General features: G+C 36.3%; 17 protein-coding genes and 2 tRNA genes. 14 read left to right on the top strand and 5 right to left on the bottom strand.

Translation table 11 applies throughout. The annotated features are described in order from the left end of the window. Positions 1 to 218: 218 nt before the first annotated feature. The 5 genes from DIZ80_00445 to DIZ80_00425 form a co-directional block, all read right to left on the bottom strand. Positions 219 to 785, bottom strand: a complete 567-nt coding sequence (locus tag DIZ80_00445) for a hypothetical protein (GenBank protein RDH85977.1) — start codon at positions 783 to 785, stop codon at positions 219 to 221. Between the two features lie 151 nt (positions 786 to 936). Further along, positions 937 to 1,410, bottom strand: a complete 474-nt coding sequence (locus DIZ80_00440; GenBank protein ID RDH85976.1) for a hypothetical protein — start codon at positions 1,408 to 1,410, stop codon at positions 937 to 939. A 156-nt stretch (positions 1,411 to 1,566) separates the two neighbouring features. Beyond that, positions 1,567 to 2,232, bottom strand: a complete 666-nt coding sequence (locus tag DIZ80_00435; protein RDH85975.1) for a hypothetical protein — start codon at positions 2,230 to 2,232, stop codon at positions 1,567 to 1,569. A gap of 118 nt (positions 2,233 to 2,350) precedes the next feature. Continuing rightward, on the bottom strand, positions 2,351 to 2,842 hold the full coding sequence (locus DIZ80_00430; GenBank protein ID RDH85974.1) for a hypothetical protein: 492 nt from the start codon (positions 2,840 to 2,842) through the stop codon (positions 2,351 to 2,353). Continuing rightward, positions 2,835 to 3,356, bottom strand: coding sequence for a hypothetical protein (locus tag DIZ80_00425; GenBank protein RDH85973.1), 522 nt, complete (start codon positions 3,354 to 3,356; stop codon positions 2,835 to 2,837). Before DIZ80_00425 ends, DIZ80_00430 begins: the two co-directional genes overlap by 8 nt. A gap of 491 nt (positions 3,357 to 3,847) precedes the next feature. Here DIZ80_00425 and DIZ80_00420 point away from each other — a divergent pair, with 491 nt between their 5' ends. From DIZ80_00420 to DIZ80_00355, 14 genes are all read left to right on the top strand, one after another. Next, positions 3,848 to 4,207 carry a nucleotide pyrophosphohydrolase gene (locus tag DIZ80_00420; GenBank protein ID RDH86155.1) on the top strand — a complete coding sequence of 120 codons (360 nt, stop codon included), beginning with the start codon at positions 3,848 to 3,850 and terminating at the stop codon, positions 4,205 to 4,207. A gap of 409 nt (positions 4,208 to 4,616) precedes the next feature. After that, positions 4,617 to 4,692, top strand: a tRNA-Val gene (locus DIZ80_00415). A 6-nt stretch (positions 4,693 to 4,698) separates the two neighbouring features. Next, positions 4,699 to 4,775: transfer RNA gene (locus DIZ80_00410), tRNA-Asp, on the top strand. 162 nt (positions 4,776 to 4,937) lie between these two features. Next, positions 4,938 to 6,260 (top strand): DNA (cytosine-5-)-methyltransferase, encoded by a 1,323-nt coding sequence (locus DIZ80_00405; protein RDH85972.1) that lies wholly within the window; start codon positions 4,938 to 4,940, stop codon positions 6,258 to 6,260. Positions 6,261 to 6,650: 390 nt separating this feature from the next. Next, positions 6,651 to 8,792, top strand: coding sequence for a hypothetical protein (locus DIZ80_00400; protein RDH85971.1), 2,142 nt, complete (start codon positions 6,651 to 6,653; stop codon positions 8,790 to 8,792). Positions 8,793 to 8,794: 2 nt separating this feature from the next. Then, the gene (locus tag DIZ80_00395; GenBank protein RDH85970.1) at positions 8,795 to 10,342 is read left to right on the top strand and encodes a hypothetical protein; all 1,548 of its coding nucleotides are present in this window, start codon (positions 8,795 to 8,797) and stop codon (positions 10,340 to 10,342) included. Beyond that, entirely contained in the window at positions 10,342 to 15,843 is a 5,502-nt protein-coding gene (locus tag DIZ80_00390; protein ID RDH85969.1) for a hypothetical protein, read from the top strand. Before DIZ80_00395 ends, DIZ80_00390 begins: the two co-directional genes overlap by 1 nt. A gap of 36 nt (positions 15,844 to 15,879) precedes the next feature. After that, positions 15,880 to 18,255 (top strand): ATP-binding protein, encoded by a 2,376-nt coding sequence (locus tag DIZ80_00385; GenBank protein ID RDH85968.1) that lies wholly within the window; start codon positions 15,880 to 15,882, stop codon positions 18,253 to 18,255. Further along, entirely contained in the window at positions 18,252 to 19,157 is a 906-nt protein-coding gene (locus DIZ80_00380) for a hypothetical protein (GenBank protein ID RDH85967.1), read from the top strand. Before DIZ80_00385 ends, DIZ80_00380 begins: the two co-directional genes overlap by 4 nt. A gap of 188 nt (positions 19,158 to 19,345) precedes the next feature. After that, positions 19,346 to 19,630, top strand: coding sequence for a hypothetical protein (locus DIZ80_00375; GenBank protein ID RDH85966.1), 285 nt, complete (start codon positions 19,346 to 19,348; stop codon positions 19,628 to 19,630). Between the two features lie 874 nt (positions 19,631 to 20,504). Beyond that, positions 20,505 to 20,831: a hypothetical protein gene (locus DIZ80_00370; GenBank protein ID RDH85965.1), complete on the top strand. Its 327-nt coding sequence runs from the start codon at positions 20,505 to 20,507 to the stop codon at positions 20,829 to 20,831. Positions 20,832 to 20,996: 165 nt separating this feature from the next. After that, on the top strand, positions 20,997 to 21,299 hold the full coding sequence (locus tag DIZ80_00365) for a hypothetical protein (GenBank protein RDH85964.1): 303 nt from the start codon (positions 20,997 to 20,999) through the stop codon (positions 21,297 to 21,299). A 361-nt stretch (positions 21,300 to 21,660) separates the two neighbouring features. Further along, positions 21,661 to 21,945 (top strand): type II toxin-antitoxin system HigB family toxin, encoded by a 285-nt coding sequence (locus DIZ80_00360; protein RDH85963.1) that lies wholly within the window; start codon positions 21,661 to 21,663, stop codon positions 21,943 to 21,945. Positions 21,946 to 21,956: 11 nt separating this feature from the next. Then, entirely contained in the window at positions 21,957 to 22,388 is a 432-nt protein-coding gene (locus DIZ80_00355; protein ID RDH85962.1) for a hypothetical protein, read from the top strand. The last annotated feature ends 68 nt before the right edge of the window (positions 22,389 to 22,456 follow it).

Below are 22,456 nucleotides of genomic sequence, written 5' to 3'. Positions count from 1 at the left end.
AAAATTAATAGTGCAAGAGCATAATGGGTTCTAATATTAAAGAGTATTGTTATCAGGTATCAATTAGTTTTAAATTACATTGATTTATCCTCATTGCATAAGGCCGCACTACAGTCTGTGCATAACTGCTTTATGCCGATAACACGAGCTTCTTCAGTAGTTACGAAAAAGCCCGATTAAGAAATAACCGGGCTTCATATATTGAGATAATTAGTTAATTAAGAATTATGCTTCTTAAAGGTCTCAATTAAAGCAGTTGGTTTTTTCTTTTTAGTTTTTTTGTTCAGCACATAAACCACTGTTTCGCCTTTAGGGCCTGAACCAATTTCTGTGTAGAAAAAGTTAGGGTGGCCAAATTGGCGCACTGTTTTCATGTCTGAAAAGTTATTGAATGCATAAATACGTCCGTGGCGCAGGGTTTCAGCATAAAAGTTATCAGCAGGCATTATTTTATTTTCATAGAGTTTAACAGCGGGTGTGTTTGTGCCTTTCTTTTTATCTTTTTTGGCCAGGCCATATACCATAGTCTCACCATTTGGGCCGGTGCCTATACGGGTTAGGCGGTAAGCAGTTTCACCAACACTTAAAAATTCTTTATATAACTTTCTATCGTAAAATACGTAGATACGTCCATCTTCATGGACTTCATAAATTTCATTAACAGTTTCAGCTGAGGACGCTGTAGCGGCGGCATCTTTTACCTCGTTACACGCAGCCAGGCCAAATGCTAAAGCTAGACCTACGATGATATTTGAAATGCCTGTAATCTGGTTTTTAAGTTTCATGATTGCTTTTCTCTGGTTTAATAAATTGCGGGTATTGTAGGCTTAAGATATGACAGTTTTATTAAGAAATATAAAGAGTATAAAGAGTGCCAGAGCACAATTTTTTCTAATATTAGAGAGTATTGTGCTCTGGCACCAATTAATTTTATTTTCAATACTTTAGTTTGATTGCTTCGGGTAAGAAAGCTTTATCCGTAGGTGATAGCTGTTTACCTGAAAATGCGTTATCTATTGCTATATAAATCATTGGCTCAAGAATAACGCTATCATAATAATAAGTGGCTTTTCCCTGTTTTATAAAAACACTGTAATTTCCATCAATGTTTATGTTGAGCGATGATAGTTTTTTATTGAATGCTTTACTTGTATTGTGTACTACATAAATATTCGCTTTATTATCAGTGAAATCATTCAGATAAGCAGACCAGTCTGCGTATTGTTCACTTGTTTTGTCAGTGTTTTTTATTTGGTAAACAATAACAATTTTTCCCTGTCGTATGCTTTTATCAATATTTGAAATTGATTTATCAGTCTGTAATGAAGGAATATCTGAATTAGCGCATCCACTGACAGCGATGAGCGCCAGAAATATAAATATTTTTTTAAGGAATGAGTTGTTTTTCAATAGGATCACCAGATGATAGCTGTTTTTGATTAAGAAACATTAATAGGTGTCAGAGCACAATTGCTTCTAGTATTAGGCAGTATTGTGCTCTGGCACCAATTAATTTTTAAATTAACAGGTTGTTGAAAGCAGTGTCCTCAATATTATGTTAATGAGTTAAAAGTCTACTTCAGTAAACTCATCATCCTTAGAAAGCCGGCTAATCATAACTAGTTTTGAGCCCTTACCAAATGCATTTAGTACATGCCAGTCAATTCTGATAATGGCATCTTGAATAGAGTCGTTATTGAAATCACCAGTAGAAAGTATCTGGTATAACAATGTATCCGTCTCTGTTGTTACATCAATAGAGCCATCATCCATTGTTTTATATTCTAGTTTTTTCTGATGACTCGATAATGTTTTATTTGCTCTGGTTGATTTGTCATAAGTATTTACAAAAGGGTAGGCAGTTGCAGGTAAATTACCAATATTCTTCTTAACTAATAACTCACTGAGGTATGTAGTCGTTGAGGCTTTTGCTTTGGTATATAATTTCAGCGCCTTACAGTTAGCTTTAAGCATGGTATATAGATGAAACTCATGCATTGCTACATCAGTTTCTTTTAAAGCGTCTACCTGTGTGCAATTAGTGAAATGCAGGTTTTTCTCATCGGGTGATGTTAAATCGTAGTCAAGTATGGCTTCTTTATAGTTTTCAACTTTAGTTGACTCAAGCCCGGTAAAGTAAACACTATTAAACTCAGGCGTTATATTGTCTGATGCATTTGAACACGCTGAAAAAAATGCAAGTAAAGGTAAAAATAGTGTTAATTTTATCATGGCTTTGTGGTTGCCTGTTTACTAAGCTATAGCTGAGAAACAGGATTTAGTGTATCCAGATATGAGGATTTTTGTATAACATAGTGCCATTCGGGTCAGAGCCCATATGTTCAGTAGTCTATCGATTAATCATGCCCTGTATATCAAGCGCAGTCTCCATATCACTTAAGTGTGTACGAATAGAACCATCTTTACTTACAATCCATTGTGCTATGTAGCTACCTGCGCCATCTGAAAAACGACCGGCTACTTTATAAAAATCACCCCAGTAGTGCTCAACACTAATACGTTGTGATATGTTTTCAGACGTTACTCCGGGTTCAAACATACCTGTGATATTTAAATCAATGTCATGTCCATTAATCTTAAAGTAAAAGCGTTTTGTAATAATGGCTGGTTTTTTCCCATCTGAACCAAAGAAAAGATGGCCATCAATAACACAGAGGTAGTCGCCGCAGAATTTTAACTTATGCTCATCAGTCTTAAAAGTTGATGCAATAAAATGCAGGCTTCCCACATCTTTAACTGTCATAGAAGACACTTTTTCACTAGCAGTGCATGACGTGCCCAGGCTGATCAGGCTAATGAGTATAATTAGCTGTTTAAGCATATTTATTTGCTCCGGGTATGTTTACCTTTGCGGGTAATGTTGCTGAAATTGTCAGAGTAGCATCGCCCGTTTTGCCTGTTTTAAGTAAATCATAGCGATTTTTTATTTTAGTCATTAATGTAGTCGATTGAATTTGTATTAATGGATCGCCTTTATTTAAAGCATTTGTTGAAAGGTTATTAAATGATACAGGTAACATGCAGCCTTGTATAAACATAGATTTATGTGCGCGGTGTATTTGAATATTAGAGCGGTGCCCTGTGTTTTGTAGTTCTAATCGCCAGCCTTTCGGCCCGTCAGCTCTTGGTTTTACATTATAGTCACCAATTTTTACTCGACTATGGTTGTTTTTAGATTTACCAGTATGTGGACCCGAACTAAACGTATCCCAGGGTAGCTCGTATGTAAAACATAGCTTTTCCCATTGCCCCTGTGTGTTTTGAATAAACATCTCGCCCCAGTTATCATCACTTTGGAATGTTCTGCGTACCACGTGAATAAAATTCCAGCTCATTTTGTGCTCCCTTTTAAGAATAAAATGTAAATATAAGGCATGTATGCCAGTTAAAATTATGTCTGTCATAATAAATGATAATATTTATGTAAGGTATCAGATTAATCTGATAATGCTAAAAGTGTGAACAATTAAGCTAATACCAACTTCCCGTCACCTCCTAACGCACCTATAGGGGATCCAGTGACCTCAAGTTCCTTATCCCATCGTACCAGCATGCTTTTAGCTGGTATCTAGTGGCTTCATCCTGTCATCCTGACCGAAGCGAAGCGTAGTGGAAGGATCTTGCTTCTATGTCCGTAACGCGTCCGTATTAACTCAACTAATGTTGTGTGATATCAAGCACTTAAATCAATTTAAGCCTTTAAAAGCTTTTTTACTGTGTTAATATTTATCACAGTAAGGGAGCAGGAGGCTCCTGAGTATGGATGATTATAAAAATAATATGTAAAAGGGATGTGCCCCAGTCAATTATTGGGGTATTGATGTGTATGAGTTCCAGTAACATAAATGACCTAAAGCTTCGCCTGCGCGAATTTGCACAAGCTCGTGACTGGGACCAGTTTCACTCACCCAAAAATCTAACCATGGCTCTCAGTGCCGAAGTAGCAGAAATCACAGAACACTTTCAGTGGTTAACTGAAGAACAAAGCCAAAACCTACCCAAAGAAAATCTTGCTGAAGTTGAAACAGAGCTGGCGGATACCTTAATTTACCTCATACGCCTGGCCGATAAGCTTGATATTGATTTAATCGCAGCTGCAAATAATAAAATTGAAGTTAATGAGCAGCGATATCCCGTGGATAAAGCTAAGGGTAGTGCAAAGAAATATACGGAACTCGATAGATGATGTCGGCAAGAAAAAGGCAAGTCTTAACCCTGTATTACCTCTCTAATATTAGAAGCAATTGTGCTCTGGCACCAATTTATTTGAAATCAGTGCTGATGGGTATCAGGTTTATATGATAATTCTAAAAGTGTGAGTTAATAAGCTATTATCAAGGTTTCCTCGTACCAGCATGTCTCTAGTTGATACCCAGAGGCTTTAACCCTCTAATTCCCGTCATTCAGAATGTCCCTATAGGGGATACTGAGGTCTTAGATTTCTAATCTCGTCGTATCACTATGCTTCTAGCTGGTGCTGCAGGGTGGAGGTTAGCGTTTTTTTAAGTCTAATCTTTTAGCTATTTGTAATAGAACCGATGCATATTCAACTAGAGATTGGTTTTATTTTGGTGTAAGATCTGCGCCCTCTATTTGGGTGATTAGCTCAGCTGGTAGAGCGTCGCCCTTACAAGGCGAATGTCGGGGGTTCGACTCCCTCATCACCCACCAAATTACGGACCGGTAGTTCAGCTGGTTAGAATGCCGGCCTGTCACGCCGGAGGTCGCGGGTTCAAATCCCGTCCGGTCCGCCATATTTTTAACCAGCCCAAGATCTTGGGCTGGTACCAATAAGTATTTACATATCAATTTGACATTGTGATGCAATGTTGAGTTTAATGAAAAATGCCTGGACAAAATAAGCACTAATATGCAACCATTTCTGATATACATAAACTTTAGGTTTGAAACTAATAATGAGTAAAAAACCCGTCTTTGTTGATTTGTTTGCTGGCTGTGGTGGCCTGTCTTTAGGGTTAGAGCAAGCAGGCTTTGAGCCAATCTTTGTTAGTGAGCTCAATGCAGATGCAATGGAAAGTTATCTGGTTAATCGTAAAGCTAAAAAAGGGTATCCAAACTTAAAAGATGAAGCGTTTTCTGAGCATAGTATTAAAGACGTCATTGCATCTAATAAGCACTTAGATGCAATCAAATTATTAAAAAAAGATTTTGGTATAAATGAAATTGATTTGGTGGTCGGGGGGCCGCCTTGTCAAGGTTATTCAGGAATAGGTCATCGTCGTTCTCATTCGGTTCATAAGAAAAATATACCGTCTAATCACCTGTATCAAGACATGATTCAAGTCATTGAAGATCTTCAACCTAAAATGTTTTTATTTGAAAATGTTAGAGGAATTCTCACTTCTCGATGGACAAAAAAAGGTGCAAAGGGTGAAATCTGGAAAGATGTTAAGAATGCATTCAAAAATATAGAAGGTTACGATATAAAATGGGATCTTATTCGTGCATATGATTATGGTGTTCCACAGAATCGCCCACGAGTGCTAATGGTGGGTATTCGTAGAAAAAAGATAAAAGTGTCTAAATTATCTAAAATAGACAAACCAGAAGCAAATATAAAAATACACACGGAAAGTGCAATTCAAGCTGGATTTCTTCCGGATAAAATTGAAAACTCTCCACCTGATATAGAAGATTTACTTGGCGATTTGCTTGATAACAAATACGAGCCTAAGAATAAGGCGACACTTAAGTACCCTAAGCCACCTGAAACGGTTATTCAAAAAGAAATGCGTAAAATGAAGTCTTCATCTGGTTATTTAACAGGGGATGAGCTTAAAGAGCATGATTATAGTAAACACTCAGATGCCATTGTTGATAAATTCACTCACATGATTGAAATTGAAATTAACGGTAATAAAAAGAAACTACCAAAAGAAATGACAACTAAAAAGTTTGCTCAGAGAGTTTTGCCTAGAATATGGAAAAATGGAGTGCCGACTATAACAGCAACATCATTGCCTGATGATTATGTTCATTACGAGCAGCCACGTTCATTAACAGTAAGAGAATGGGCTAGATTACAAACTTTTCCAGATTGGTACCAATTTAAAGGTAAAAGAACTACAGGTGGAGTTAGACGAGCAGGCAACCCACGTGAAGGTATTCATGAACGTGAATTACCTAAATATACACAGATAGGTAATGCTGTACCTGTACGGCTTGCACGTGCAATTGGTGATCACTTCATCAGTATTATAAATAATTCTAAAGCATAAATAGCTCTGAATACTTAGTAATTGAAGTAAATTAAAACGGTATTCTTGTAATCTTTTTTGATTTAAAACAGGTTTTATAGTGTTTTTTAAAAAAACATCAGTAAATATTAACTTTTAGTGTGCCTTTAACCCTTGACGGTTTGATAAATGCTTGTGAAGATGTCTCAAGGGTAAAGTATGGATACAGTAATTGGAATATTTACTTTTGGGCTTGGCTATTAAAGATTAATATTATAAATCGATAACATTTTTCTTTTTGTTACCGGTGTTAATCATTTAATTTTTAATAGCGTTAAAGTTAATCATTCTCTTTTATCTGCATTTCCCATATATACAAAATTAACAATTAATTATGCAATAAGTAGTTTTAGTGTTTTTGGGATATGCTAAATGACAATATCTGAAATAAATGATGAATTATCAACTGAAGAAAGATTATATCCAGAAGGCTTAGCCAGATGGGCAGGGCACCGAGATGGCGGAGTACGTAGGCCATTCGTTTTAGACTCCGGTCGACCGACAGGCGATCAAATTGAAACTCCACTTGTTACACGTTTACATGACTGGGTTAGTAGTTTGGTTGCTGGAGAAGATGTACCGCGTGTGCTTCTTTTGGTTGGTGGCCCAGGTAATGGTAAAACAGATGCTGTAGAAGGTTGTATTGAATTCTTTGATACAGCTATGAAAGCAAATGGAAAGCTATTAGAAACATTTGCTTCTAAATATGATGTTAGTGATGGTGAGCTGCCACCGCGCAAAGCTGTTGTTGATTTATCATCCGTATCAAATTCTTTACCCAGCCATTTACAAACTACTATTTCACTCGTACAGGATGCAACTGAAGGGGATTCATCTAAAAATGAAACTCCAGAAGAGCTATTACTGAATGAGTTAGATACACTTCTCAACCCTGATCATACTGGTATTTATCTATGCTGTGTAAATAGAGGGATTTTAGCGCGTACTGCTGAAATTGCACATGAGAAAGGCGTGCATTCTGATGTTTCAGCGTTATTAACGGTGATTACTAAAGGTGTAACGAGTAGACCTAAATCGCCAAGTTGTTGGCCATTAGAAGGCTATTCAGATATCGCATTATGGCCAATGGATGTTGAATCTTTAGTTGATAAAAACATAAATGAAGGGAAGTGGTCGGTTGCTCACCAAATATTTGAGGTGGCACTTGATGACGAAAAGTGGAAAAAACCATGTGCATTAAATACTAGATGCCCATTTTGTCAGAATCGCAAACTTCTTTCTCAAGGTAAAGCGTTAGATTCACTTGTTGATATTCTTCATTACTATGAACTTACTTCGGGCAAGCGATGGACATTTCGTGATCTATTCTCATTAGTACCATACCTTCTCGTTGGGGATCATTCAGAGTTAGAAATTAAGGGTAAACGCCTTTCACCATGTGAGTGGGCAGCAGAGCAATATAGGTTATCAACAGAAGGTAGGTCAGGTAGTGTTGAGCGAGATAGAGCACCTTATTTATTAATGTCACGGCTATATCATCATCGTCTTTTCCCAAAGTGGCCTGATTTTATACGTGGTGAACATCGTGAAGCTAAAAAAGTCCTGTTAAAAAATAGAGACAATGATGAAGGGTTAGCTGCTGCGATGGGTCTCTTTAGGTTTACAGCTAAAGCAAAAGAGTTAACCGCATTATCTTCAGGTGATGTACCTGTTAGGGTGCGAAACTATGTAGGGCCTGAATTAGATCCAGCTCTTGTAACAGGAGATGAAATTCTATTTACACGCAGTAATGTTGATACAACTGTCAGTGATATAGAAGATATGTTTAGTCTATCAATAAAAAATGGAATTGAATTGGTTGGAAGCCAACTTGAAACACTTGAGTTAGATGTATTAAAGCAGCTGCTTAAAGCAGATGAATCACTTGTAGAAGATAAATTTCCGCGAAATAGAACAAAACAGGCACGATTACTTCAATCAACACTTCGACAATTTTCATCAAGGCTTACTAAGCGTAGTCTAGGGACTAAACGAGGTGTATGTAAAAATATTGATACGTTCAGAAAGTATTTGGATGCTACTCGAAACCCTGACGTGTTAAATGATGTACGAAAAGGCCTTCGAAATTTATTGCATGATTCAAATAATAAATTCAGGGCGGGTTTGGCAACTACATTTGGTCAACCTGTTGCGCATCGATCTAAAGATGTTGTTTTATTGATTCAATTTCCGATTACAGTCAGTATTGCCACTTCAGATAGTTCATTTGGTAGGCCAAAAGATTATCTTCCTTATCTATTAGTTGAAAAACATTATGTTGCTCTCACGTTTGATTTGTTTAGGGCATTAAATGAAGTAAATGAAGGGCTTCATGAAGCTTCCTTGCCTAGTGAAATATACTCATTATTAGATAGGGTTAAATCATTAGTTTCAGGAAGGGTCGTGAGAGATAAAAAAATATTATTAGAAGATCCAGAGATAAGGCTTGGCTCATCTACAGATGTAATCGAGTACGTTAATGGGCAATTTGTTTTAAGTAGGGAGGGTGCATAACTATGAGTCTTGAAGAGTTTATTAAATCACCCTGGGCAAAGAGTAGTACTCATAGTGCTTATGAAACAAGTTTTTTACATATGCGTCCAGCACCTGAGTACGCATCTGGTGAAGTTCTCTTGGCCTCAACCTATAGATACATAGGTTTTTCAAAAGATATAATCTCAGAAGGTAAAGTACCCGCGTCAGGTCGTGAATTTCAAAAGAAGTTAGATAAGGGCACAAGGGGTAGAGGTGTGCCTGAAACTAGTATTGATCCTGATACCTGGAAACGTATTGTAACAGGTACGCTTCGAAGCCCTAAACAACCCAATCAAACAGCTAAGCGGTTTTTACAAATAAGCCCAGTTGTACCAGATGCAGCACTTTATTCATTGTCAGCTAGATTATCAGCAAATTCATGGAATCCAGGTGCGCTTATAGCGAGGATTTTACAATTTGGAGAGCCTGTAGAGGCTGATGTTGAAAAGAATGTGGATCAATTATTTCATTCGTTATCAGTTGATGATAATGATGATATTTGGGCGCGTTTTCTTCAACAGGAATTTGAATCTTGGCGAAGTAAAGATACGCAAGGCGCGTGGGCTAAGCCGCGCAAGCTTGAACGAGATGAAGCGGTTAAAGCATGGCACCGGTCTAGTACTTCAATACCTGCGGGACGTTTTACAAAAGATTTTTTACAAGTGTTATCACTTAAAAAATATTTAACACGTAGGCAGTGGGTCAGTATGCTTGAAGCTGTATTAAGGTTAGGTTCAGCTTCGCACATACTGTGGGTTTGTAGAGTAAACGCAGAATGTTTTAAGTTAATGAGAAATGCATTGGATGGTAAAGCAATACCTACTAGTGAAGAAATATCAAATACTTTGGGTTCAGCTCAAGGGTTTTGGCGATATGGTCAATACTCATCGGGAACAATTACAGAGGCTGCTACGGGTTTTGTTAAAGCACGTGTTGGTATCAATTTGTTATTGCACCAATTAGAAGAAACATTTGGCACTAAATTAGATGCTGATTGTTTGTCCAATATAGATAGTATAACTAAGCTTGTTAACTGGTTAAGTGATAAAGAGACAATAGCAAAGTTCGATATTGATGCTTTTCGTAAAAACTATCAAGACGTTATCGAATCTGATCCACGAATAGTGGCAGGTAAAAAAGGAATTTCTTCAAATGTTAAGGAGTTCCTACAACATGTATTAGGGCAGAGACAAACTGCTGAAGCAGGTTTAGATAGTTATGATCAAGGTTATTTTTTAGCTAAGAAAGGCGCTTCAAAATCTGCACGTTGGATTGTTTCACTAGGGCCCGTATCGGTACTGGCCTTAGTGCATGCATGTACACATAATGCAAAAGGCCCACGTACAATTGATAATTTATGCCAACACTTAAGTGAGTACGGGATAGAAATTGATGCACAGGAAGTAACAGATTCTAAGTTGGGACAAACACTTAGAAATCTTGGGTTAGTTCTAGATAGTCCAGATGCCGAAGGCGGTATGGTTTTGATAAATCCATTTGAACTTATGGTAGAAGAGGCTGTTGAATAATGTCAAATATAGTTACCCATTTAGCTAATTATATAAAAAATGAACTTTCATCGGCTATTAATTCATCGCCTGAAGATTCTCTAAGGGTTATTTTTTCAGCGCCACCTAAAGATAAAATAACAGAAATATTTTCGTTTCTGACAGGCGAAAATAATTGTTTAGTGTTGGAAACAGCTCAAGGTAACAGAGATGTACCTGTTTACCTGGTTGATCCAGATGCACAAGACCCATATGAAAGCTCTATGGCTGCACGTTGTACGCCTAACTACTTAGTTACAATTAGAAATTACAATTACCCTGTGTGGCTTGCACTTCAAGAGGTTGGTGCATCTACAAATGCCTCATTAAGCACCGCAGTAAAACCGTTGGGTATCTCAAGTGAAATTTCACATTTCGACTTATGGTTAGAATCTTCAGTAATAAAATACCTAATAGAGCAGTATAAAATATCGCTGAATTATAATGATGTAGAAGATAGCTTTAACGAGGCTATGAACCATGCATTGTATGAAGCATGGTGTGTGGATGAAAGATTTAAGGATAAGAGAACTGCTTGGCGGCTTTTGGAAAAGTTGTTAGGTGTATCTATTCAGCAATATGCAGTACATGAAATTATATCTGCAACGCTAGGTTTACCAAATTGTACTAAATTAGAGCTGGGAAGTAAAAATCACCTTAAAATTATTGGACGTATTTCTGATCTTTTTAAATCTTCTGGTTTGAGATCTGGTTTTGAGGAATTAGAGAAAAATGCAAATGATGATTTGTTACCTCATGTAAGAGAAATGCGAGAGCATATTGAGAAGCAAGGCGTTATAGAAGCGCATGATTTCACTAAAAATCCATTGCAAGTTTATTCTCCAATTAATATAGAAGCTAAAGAAATACCTGAATGGTGGTTTAAATTAGATATTGAAGCATGGACTCAGTTGTTAGATTCTGGTTCAGAAATTAAACCTATAAATGACATTCTAACCGTTAAGTTATATAACCCACTTGTTGCTGTACCTAAAGGTTTAATACCTATAGTTGTTGATTGTGTTGAATTAGAAATATCAAACAAAGATGAAATTGAATCAATTGAAATCATAATTGAATGCTCCGATGGTAACAAAGCTTTAACAGAAATCCATCGTGAAACTATAAAGCCTAATAGTGAATTTATTTTCTCGCATGATAATATCCCTGATCATGATCGATTCGTTAGATATAAAATAAGTGCTGATGGGCACTTGCCAGTAATTATTAAGGTGGTTGTATTAGATTTTTATGGTCCAGGTATAATTGCACTAAGTGCAGGTTCTAATAAAGCGTCACCTTTTAAGGTGAATAAAAAAGCGAGAGATTCAAATAATAAAAAAATTAACAGATATGAATGTGATTTACATCTTCCTGGAATGGGTGGGCATCTACTTGATTTATATGTTTCAAAAAAATCTAGATTAGAAAAAATTATCTATGGTTATGAGGTTGATGCAGAGCATACAGAAGCTATTGAATGCACCATAACGGAAATTAATAGTAATCATTATTCATGTTTGATAGAAACAGATGAAGAGTGTCATTACGAATTAAATGCATATTCGCCTGGTTTAGCAGAAGAAATACCCTATAGAATTTATATTACGGCTGATGAAAGCAAGCAGACAGGTGCAACAAGCGAATTCGATAGATTAGTGGTGATTCACCGGTCATCTGCTTCAGGGACTCATTCAAGCCCGCGAGTTGATCCTTTAACTTGTCGAGTAATGGAGTTAGAAGCATGGGCTCTGGAAAGTGGTAATTCGTATAGGCCTCTGGTAATGGGGCCGGATTATCTCAAAAACTGGAGTAAACCAAACTGGGAAGATTCGCCTAAGTTTTCGGGCTTAGCCATGTTAGTTGACCCTCGGCCTACTACTGATGAGTTCAATGCACCAACAGATTTCCTACTTGCTAGAGCAAAAGTGTTTGCATATTTAGGTACGCCTCAAGAAGAAGCTACGCCAACAGCAAGTACGTTAAAACTCTATGAGAATATGCGAGATGAAGAATTCGTTGTATTAGTTCAGGATTTATTAAACACATATTTAAGTTGGCTTAAATCAGATTACGATAATGCCGCATGGTGTGATGTAATTAGTGTTCATGCGAGTCAGGCTAATTCAAAAGCGTTAGAATCTTTTCCTTATGCAATATTACTATCACCCTATCATCCAATTAAACTAGCTTGGCAATGCTGCGCACAAGAGGTTTTACAAGTTGCACTTGATAATCATGCAAGGTGTCCTGCAGCAAGTGTAATGAGTCCTGCCTCATTTCCAGACTGTTTAGTCTTACCATGTAGAACAGCGACTGGAAATATTACTCGTAAATCATTTGCTGCCATGGCGAGTTCTTCAGATTATTGGGGAGTAATGCTATCAGTAGATTCTAGCGATGCACATGATGCCATTGGTGGCGATAGTATATTTGGTGATGAATTAGGTATTAGTGTTGATGGGCTTGCTAGTGGTTTTAGTGCACAGCAAGTTGTACGGTCACTAGATGAGGTATCACGCCTTGTATCAGCAAAATCAACGCTACGCATTGGTGTATCAAGTGATACAGGTGGTACAGGCAGTTGTAATGAAGGCTTAGATACTTGGTGTTCTGCCAATCTGGGTGCAGAAGAAGATGTATGGCAAGATGCAGGCCTTAAGTCAGTCATCGTTAATGATAAAAGGGATGCTTCTCTACATCCAGAGCAAGCTGTACTAGCATCACTAACATCGCGTACAGATGCAGCCGTACGTTGGTTTACAGGTGCAGGAGTTAAAGATGATCAACAAAATGATCTTTCTATAATTGCTCATCTGAGTACGATGAGTAAAGATTTTGCAGTACAAGGTATTCGTTCAGCTGTTGATGCAAGTGCTCTTACAAGATGGCGTATACGTAAACAATTGCCTAATCAAAATGCTGCTTTTATTGCAGAGTCGAGAATAGGTGAAATACCTTCGAATGTAGAACATGATTCAATAACAGGCAAATTATTAAGTTGTGTTGATGAAGTGGAGCGTCAATGTAAAGAAGATTTTGACAGTTATGTTTTTGCACCTGATATGGCTAAGTTAGCAGATGTTGTTGGCGGTTCACGTTATACAGCATTGTCATCAACAGATGTTGATGCAGCCTGTTTTTTTGGTTCCACAGAAAAGGCTTATCTTTGGGATTATGAGTTACCATCATATGCGCGTCGTGCAGGTGAGAATAGTGGTTATTACCTACTGGCAAAAGAATCACCTGGAATGCTGCAAGCTGTTAGATCAGCTCTTATATTATTAGGTGAGAATAGTGAATTAACTGATGAAAGAATTTCTGAAATATTAGAAGAAATATCACGTAGGGGTATGCCAACACTAAAGCGTTTAACTGCAGGTGGCTCAATGTCACTTGGAGAAATTGGAATGTTAACTGCGCTTCGTATTTTTCAATCTGACTTTGAGCGGGGTGCTACAGCAACAGGGTTATTACCAGTTAAGGATGATGATACATTAAACCTGATTATCTCTGCTGATCCATTCCAGAAACACTTCGATGATTTACGCACAGCTATAGGCTTTAAATATGGTGAGCGTCCAGATCTTTTAGTTTTGAGTATGCAGTTTGTTTCAGGTGAGCCAATTCAAATGCGTATAACGCCTGTAGAAGTTAAAGCAAGAGGTGGCACCATGTCACCTAATGAGCGAGAGGCAGCTTTGTGTCAGGCTAGTCATTTTTCAGAATTTCTTCATGATATACAAACAAAAGCAAAAGAATTTGATTTGTGGGGTATCGCATGGCGTAATCTTCTAGCAACCATGCTAGATTATGGTTTTAGAGTATACGGTCAGCTCGAACAGTTCATGAATCAGAAAGAATGGGCGCAGCAGCATTCATCTATATTAAAATCAATTGCAAATAATGAATTGGATATAGATATAGATACACGAGGAAGGCTTATTGTCATAGATAGCTCAGAGAATGAATCGCTACAAGATATAGATAAAGATGGTTTTAATGAAACCATGCATCTAACACATGCTGAAGCTTTTTCAGTGTTAGCTAGATGTGATAGTGCTTTTTCTAAATCTATAAACTCTAAGATGGGTAATTGGCAGCTATTACCTGAGCTAGACTCGAAAGATACATTAGATATAAAGCCAAAGACTGAACCAAAAACAAATCCAGAAATATCACCTGATGTAGAAACAAAAGTAGAGACAACAGTATTGCCCGAAGTAGAAACGGGTGAACCCACGGAAAAAGAAATCTTAGTAGATGATTCTGTAGCCAAAGTAGAAGCAGAAGTTGAAAAGGCAAAAGAAACAGATAAAGATGAAATAATTACTAGTGATCCATCACCAGAAGGTATTAAATTTAGTGTTGGTGAAACAGTAAATAAGTTTACTAATGAAGAATTGTTCTTTTTTCCTGGTAATACAGCGTTAAATCAGCTTAATGTCGGTATTGTAGGTGATTTAGGAACAGGCAAAACACAGTTAATCCAAGCGCTTGTTCAACAAATGGGTGCTAAACCTGATATGAATAGGGGTAAAAGGCCAAATATATTAATATTTGACTACAAGCGAGACTATTCAAAAGATGACTTTGTTAAAGCAACAGGTGCAAAAGTAGTTTCACCTTTTGATATACCGTTAAATTTGTTTGATATTCGAGATAGCTCTCAAAAAGGCAGGGCATGGCTTGAGAGAACAAAATTCTTCATAGATGTATTAGATAAAATTTATCCAGGTATAGGGCCTGTTCAGCGTTCACGCATAAAGGCTGCAGTTAAAGAGTCGTACGAAATAACAAATGCTAATGGAAAAATAGCACCAACAATTAATGACGTTTTTGATTGTTATAAAGAAGCAATTAAGTCACCAGATACACCATACAATATTATGGATGATCTAGTAGATGGTGGTTACTTTGTATCAGATAGTAAGGATGTTATTCCATTTTCAGAGTTTCTTACAGGTGTAGTAGTCATCGATTTATCAGAAATAGGGCAAGATGATAGAACAAAGAATATGCTCGTTGTTATATTTTTGAACTTGTTTTATGAGCATATGCTTAGAATTGAGAAAAAGCCATTTATTGGTGAAGATCCTAAATTGAGATTTGTTGATACTATGTTGCTTGTTGATGAAGCTGATAACATCATGCAATATGAATTTGATGTTTTGAAAAAGATTTTGTTGCAGGGTAGAGAGTTTGGGGTTGGAGTATTGCTTGCTTCACAGTACTTATCTCATTTTAAGACTTCGCATGAGAATTATTTGGAGCCACTTCTAACCTGGTTTGTACATAAAGTACCAAATGTAACGATAAAAGAGCTTGAAGGTATAGGGTTGACGGCTGTTAATTCAGATGTTGTTGATTCGATTAAATCTTTGGAATGTCATGAGTGTTTGTATAAGACGCTTGGTGTGGATGGACAAGTTATACGTGCTAATCCATTTTTCGAAGTTATTAAAAAAGACAATACTAAATGATGAAAAATCCAAACAGAAACCTAAGGAGTATATAAGTTGACAGAGTTATTGAATTTTAAAGTAAGTTCTTCTTTAAAATCAGTTATTGGACGTGATCTTATTACTAATGACTACGTTGCAATATTTGAGTTGGTAAAGAATTCATTTGATGCAAATGCTAGCCGTGTGGATATAGTATTTAAATACGATGGAAGAGATGTCGAAAAAATTTATGTGATTGATAATGGTAAAGGAATGGATTTTGATGATTTTACTAATAAATGGCTTTTTGTAGCTTATTCAGCAAAAAGAGATGGGACAGAGGATCAAGATAAAAATAGAACATATGCTGGAAACAAGGGAGTAGGTCGTTTTTCATGTGATAGATTAGGTGGTGAGCTTAGGATTCAGGCAAAAACTAAGGGTATGGATCATGTTGATATTTTAGATGTCGACTGGGGGAGTTTTGAAAAAGATTCTACTGAGTTATTTGGCGATATCGCTGTTTTTCATAATGAATCTGAAGACTTTGATTTTCCTAAAGAAGTTGACGCTATTAGTAGTGGTGTAGTAGTAGAGATTTCAAATTTAAGAGAAAAAAAATCATGGGACAGAAAAAAATTATTATCACTTAAAAGACATCTTACTAAGTTAATTAATCCATTTGGTGAAGATGGCAACAGCTTAGATGTTTTCTTGCATAGTAGTTTGGAAGAAAGTGGTGATTTAAAAGAAAAAAAGAAGTTGGGTAATAAAAATAGACAGGCAGAATTAGTAAATGGAATTGTTAAAAACTACATTCTTGAAACTTTAAGGGAAAAAACTACATGGTTGCATGTTTATCTTAAGTCTGATGGTTGGCTTTACAGTGATCTGATTGATCGTGGTACGTTGATATATAAAATTAGAGAAAAAATACCTGAATACGATGAATTGTTAGATAGCGGTTTTAATTGTCAGTTGTTTTATTTGAATAATTCTGCAAAATTAACATTTAAAAAACAAATGGCTTTGTCTGTAGTTAGTTTTGGTTCTTTGTTTTTGTTTCGTAATGGCTTTAGAGTATTTCCTGTTGGTGAGCCAGGTAATGATTATTGGAAAATCGATGTTCGAAAACAACAAGGATACAGTCGTTATCTAGGTACACGAGATATACTGGGTCGAGTTGATATTGCTGGAGAAGAATTCAAATTTAAAGAATCTTCTAGTCGAGATAAAGGTTTGGTAGAAACTATCGCGTCAGATCAATTGCAGGAGTGTGTTAAAAATAAATGCCTTAGACGTTTCGAAAGCTATGTGGTGGGCGTGAATTGGAAAGATAAGTTAGATAAAATACATGAGACTGCTGAGCGACTTGGACTTGATGAAAATAGAACGAAAATCATCAAATTGATTGAAAGTCTTTCAAAGTCTGATAACCTCGATCTTCTTGAATATAATAAAGATATAGTTTCAGTATTAAATGAAAAATCAGTATATTTTGAAAAATCAATTAATAATTTAGAGTCACTTGCTAAAGACTCAAATGATGTGAATTTAAAAAAAGCTGTTTCATCTGCACGCAGAGAGTATGAGAAATTAGAGAAAGAAAAAGATGACGCTTTAAAGATAGCAGAGCAAGAAATTGAAGCGCGAATAAAGGCTGAACACAGAGAGAGTTCTGAACGCCAAGGAAGGGTTGCTGCTGAGACTGAAAAAGAAAAAATTAGCACGGCTTACGAAGACGAGAAAAAGAGGAGTTTATATTTAACATCCAGTGAATCACGTGATAAAGATCAGCTTGAGAGCTTTATGCACCAAATTATCATTTACGCTGTTGAAAATAGACAAAAACTAAAAAATGCCTTTAGGAAGTATTTCTCTTTAAATAAAACTGAAGAAATTTCTAGTGATACAGTTAGAGATATTCTTGATGAGCTATTGGTGTTAATTGAAAAAATAATCACCACCTCTAGGTTCGCTACTTTAGCTAACTATAAGTTAGATTCAGAAAAAGTACATGCTGATATATGTCAACATATTGAACAATATCTAGATAAAATAACTACATCATATCACCATGGTATTAATATAAATGTTATTAATAATACAAAAGGATTTGTTACAAATTTCACACCAATAGAATTGGGTGTTATTCTTGATAATATTGTGAATAATTCGAATAAAGCACGTGCTTCAAGGGTTGATTTTATTATTTCTTCTGCTTTAAATAATGTGTTAAATATTGAAGTGGTTGACAATGGTAACGGTTTAGATAGTAAAGTAATCGAACCACAGAGAATATTTGAAAAAGGATATACGACCACAAGAGGCTCTGGTTTGGGTTTATATCATATAAGAAAACAGTTAGAAAAAATGGGTGGTGAAATATCTCTATCAGATAATCAACCTGATAGAGGGTTAGGGTTAACTATAAATGTAAAAAAATTATGAAATTAACATATAAAATATTATGGTTTGAAGATCAGTTTGAAAACGTTAAAGAATCAGTTTCTAATGTTGAGGATTTTGTCTCCTCTCACGGGTTTATTCCTGAAATAGAAAAAGAAACAAAAATTAGTTATGATGATATTCGAAAGCTTGCATCAACATTATCTAATTATAATCCTTATGATTTAATTATATTTGACTATGATCTGGGCGGTGATAGTGAGGATGGGCTTACTATAGCGAAGGAGTTGCGTAGACAGATTTACACTGACTTAATATTCTATAGTGGAACCAAGCAAAATGTCCTTAGAAAAAAACTTTATGATTCTAAGGTTGATGGAGTCTTTATTATTGATAGAGAAATATTTAATGATCAAGTTGAGGCTTTAATTGAAGATCATATAAAAAAAATATCAGATATTAATAATATCCGTGGTGTGGTTATGTCATCTATGAGTCACACAGATGTAAAAATGAGAGATTCCTTTAACAAGGCATGTACAGCACTCGATCCTATTAAGCGGTCTGAGCTCCTAGAATATATAAAGGAGAAATTAAAAGATAAAGTTTTTAATCAATCCGTAAAAGTTGAAAAAATAACATGTGTAGAAGATGCAATTAAGGATCCTTTTTTGACTGAATTTCAAGTTATTCGTGTTGCCTTCAAAAAGCTCTTTGAAGAAGGATCGGCTCAGCACGAGTTTTTGTCTGAAGGTTCCAATTTATGTAAAACACAATCAGAAAGGAATAAATTGGCACATCAACATGCTAAGCTAACAGATGAAGGTAAATTGATTCTGCATTCACATGGTGGTGATGAAAAAGAATATAATTTTGATGAGTTTAAGCGACTTCGAATGCAGCTATTAAAAATTCAGTCGGATTTTAAAAAGTTTATAAACTAAATCTAATTAGAATACAATTTATCAGGCAGTTCAGAATGAAAATTATTATGGTTTTAAATTTCAATATGCCATTATCAATTGTCAGTACGAAATTATTCCTAATAATAGGATGTGTTGAGCATTGTTCTATAAATAGCAAGTAATAAATGGATGGTATAAATCGAATGAAGAGGATTGGAAGGTGTTGAGTGAATCATAAGAAAAATATAGAAAATCATCTTAATTCTATTGGTGACGTAATTATAGATTATATTAGATTGCAATCTAATGATGGTCAAGCTTCAGTTAAAGCCGCTGTTCTAAAAAAAGATCTTGGTCTTGATTTGCTGTCTTATAGTCCTACAGAAGATGGTCAGAAAGGCTGGTTGATGTCGGTAATGATGGAAAAGTTAGTTAATGAAGGGCGTATTGAATATTTCAAAGTTGGCTCTCGTTATCAAGTCTCATTGCCTTCAAGTCATAATATAACTTAACCTGTTTTAGTGTAAGTAAATAAATATATAGGGTCATGATAGCTTCAAGTAGTACGTTAGTTGCTTCATGTTTATTTTCTTAATGCTTATAAATATAAATGATTTTAAGTAGTAGTCTGAAAAGTATAAAATCACATCTGTAGTTCTATAAAATATTAATTTGACAACTATCTTCCACCTTGCATACACTCAATAAGCGAGCATTAACAACGTGCGCTTCATTATCTATTTTTAATATATGTGGTTTTAATAACTACAGAAAACAACAGGAGAGATCTATCGGCTAACTAACTTTATAAAATAAAAAATCGCAGACCCAAGGTGCTGTAACACCGAAAGCCTGCTAACCACAACCAACTATAACGAGTTGAATATGGCTGAGACACATTCTAAGCTAGGACACCCTATTGCCGGTAGTTTTTTTTCGGCAATCCGTTATTTTTCTTCACACCCTGCGTTTTTACCTGTGCATTTTTCTGTATTCTCAGGTGAGTTTCGGCGCTTTTATTCTTTGATTTCACTTTATCTGTTCGGTTTATTGGAAACCACGGGCGTTATTGTTCGTTTTTTGATCAGGCCTGCTTTAATTCGACTGCGAGATTGTGTGTTGTTGAGGTTTTGCTGTGGGTGGGTTTTGTGTTTTGGCAGTGTGTATTAGTCATGGGTGGTTGAACTTGCTGGAGCCTCGTTTGGGGTTCTGGTTTCCTTTTATATTTGATTTTAAGTCGCTGGGTACCTGCCTTCGCAGGTATGACGTTTTACTTTGTAGGTGCTCCTTTAGGTGCACTAAACATAATGGTTATGAAACTACAAAAGATGTGCACCTGAAGGAGCACCTACAAGAGATGGTTAACTTTTAATAGGGAGTGTTTTTATGTGTGATGATCAATTTGAAAAGTCTTCTTCTAAGCCAGCTAAGCTGGTTGAAATTCCGTTGCGGTTTCATTCTTTTGATGTGGATGATGAGCAAGGTTTACCCACCAGGTTTAATGATACTCAGTATAAGGTGCGCTTGATTCGTTATACGGGGCATCTTGTTCATTTGCTTGATAACCCGCCTGTGTTTAAACCTGTGTGTTGTGGTGATGATGTTCACCCTGATGTGTTTCATGAGCAGGTTGATAATTATTTGTGGGTGATGGGGGAAATTATTAGTGGAATTTTTGAGATGAATCAGGTGGGTGGTAAGGAGAAGGAATGATGTTTTGGGTTTGTATCGTACTTTGAGTTTGGTATGCGTTACCAAGGGGGACCGTGGGAACGAGTAGTGAAGCGTTGGGTTTAGGTGCGAGTTGTGTGTTGTGAGTTTGGTAATTAAATTTGATAAGGATTTATCATCACTTTAAAGCAGCGGTTTTTAGATGCGGTGGTTAAGGGGGAGTTGGGTTCTATTGAAGACAGGGGTGTGGTGGTTACGCTTAAACAGTTTAAGGCTTATTTTTCTGATGTGACTACTGATTACAATAATTCATTTTTACCGGCTTCAACTATTGAGCCAGGGCGGGTTGAAATGAGTCGCACGCGGTTTTTGTATCGGCTTCGTAAAGGGGTTTATCTGGTGCATGGTGATGCGCTTGATGAGTTTATTGAGCAGCAGTTGGTGCGTGATGATGTTGGTGGTGATGGGAGTGGGGAGGTTAAAGAGACTGGGGTTTGTTATGAGTTGTGATGGTTGTTACTAAGCGGTGTGTGTTGTGTAAGTTACATGGCTCGCTTCGCATCGCTTTTGTATCGTCATCTGAAGATAACTCCTACAGTGAGTTGTTAAATATGATTCGAAAAACGTTTGCCATTGTAGATGTAATTAAGGCAGCATTACGTCAGTAAATGAGCAAATAGTACTGGTGCTTATATACGGTTCACTTGCTAAAGCTGAAGATTTATATCGCTAACTTTGAAATATAATCCATATATATCAATATGTTAGCTTAGAGGTTATAAATAAGTTAAATCTAAGGACATAAATTATATTTAATCTTCCCATTTTGGGAAATGAGTGTATAATTCCCAAAATGGGAAGGTAGATCTATATGAGAGTCATAGGACGTGACATACTTGATAAGTTCTCAAAAAAGCATAATCACGGCAAAGGCGCATTAGACGCATGGTTTGATGAGGCGAACAGAGCTCAATGGGTTACACCGCAGGATATTAAAAACAGGTATAACTCCGCTGATTTTCTGGCAGATAACCGGGTAATTTTTAATATTAAAGGTAATCACTATCGCCTTGTAGTGAAAGTGAGGTATCAGAATGGAATCGTCGTTATTGAATGGGTTGGTACGCATGCTGAGTATGATAAGCAAAAGTTTTAAGGAGATGGTTAATGTCTATTCTAAAAGTAATTAAGTCTAAAGCTGAGCATAAATTGGCTGTTGAACGATTGATGGCATTAATGCATTTGAATCCTGCATCTGGTTCTAATGAAGAGAATGAGCTGGAAGTGTTGTCAGTGCTAATTGAACACTATGAGCGTGAACAGTTTCCTGTCGATAAACCTGTGCCTCTTGAAGCTATTAAATTTCGTATGGAGCAGCAGGGGTTGCAGCAAAAAGATATGCTTAAATATTTTGGTTCTGCATCAAAAGTATCAGAAGTGCTTAATGGAAAACGACCATTAAGTTTAAGTATGATTCGTAAGTTACATCAAGGCTTAGGTATACCTGCTGAAGTATTGATTCAGGAAACAGGGCAAGCGTATAAATTAGCGGCTATTCTTAAATCTGATGAAATCAATCAGTTATTTATTAATAAGTAGGTACAGTTGTAACAGGTAGATACGAACATAATAAATGACCCAGAATGCTTCAGGTCTAGCCAATATTA

It is taken from the genome of endosymbiont of Galathealinum brachiosum, from assembly GCA_003349885.1.
Taxonomy (GTDB): Bacteria; Pseudomonadota; Gammaproteobacteria; order SZUA-229; family SZUA-229; genus SZUA-229.
This window is presented reverse-complemented; position numbering and strand designations above follow the sequence as displayed.

Bases quoted from the DNA above. Each gene is read 5' to 3' on its own strand.
- DIZ80_00370 (RDH85965.1), top strand. From the start codon at position 20,505: ATGTGTGATGATCAATTTGAAAAGTCTTCTTCTAAGCCAGCTAAGCTG.
- DIZ80_00380 (RDH85967.1), top strand. From the start codon at position 18,252: ATGAAATTAACATATAAAATATTATGGTTTGAAGATCAGTTTGAAAAC.
- DIZ80_00435 (RDH85975.1), bottom strand. From the start codon at position 2,232: ATGATAAAATTAACACTATTTTTACCTTTACTTGCATTTTTTTCAGCG.
- DIZ80_00430 (RDH85974.1), bottom strand. From the start codon at position 2,842: ATGCTTAAACAGCTAATTATACTCATTAGCCTGATCAGCCTGGGCACG.
- DIZ80_00390 (RDH85969.1), top strand. From the start codon at position 10,342: ATGTCAAATATAGTTACCCATTTAGCTAATTATATAAAAAATGAACTT.
- DIZ80_00360 (RDH85963.1), top strand. From the start codon at position 21,661: ATGAGAGTCATAGGACGTGACATACTTGATAAGTTCTCAAAAAAGCAT.
- DIZ80_00420 (RDH86155.1), top strand. From the start codon at position 3,848: ATGAGTTCCAGTAACATAAATGACCTAAAGCTTCGCCTGCGCGAATTT.
- DIZ80_00395 (RDH85970.1), top strand. From the start codon at position 8,795: ATGAGTCTTGAAGAGTTTATTAAATCACCCTGGGCAAAGAGTAGTACT.
- DIZ80_00355 (RDH85962.1), top strand. From the start codon at position 21,957: ATGTCTATTCTAAAAGTAATTAAGTCTAAAGCTGAGCATAAATTGGCT.
- DIZ80_00445 (RDH85977.1), bottom strand. From the start codon at position 785: ATGAAACTTAAAAACCAGATTACAGGCATTTCAAATATCATCGTAGGT.
- DIZ80_00400 (RDH85971.1), top strand. From the start codon at position 6,651: ATGACAATATCTGAAATAAATGATGAATTATCAACTGAAGAAAGATTA.
- DIZ80_00425 (RDH85973.1), bottom strand. From the start codon at position 3,356: ATGAGCTGGAATTTTATTCACGTGGTACGCAGAACATTCCAAAGTGAT.
- DIZ80_00405 (RDH85972.1), top strand. From the start codon at position 4,938: ATGAGTAAAAAACCCGTCTTTGTTGATTTGTTTGCTGGCTGTGGTGGC.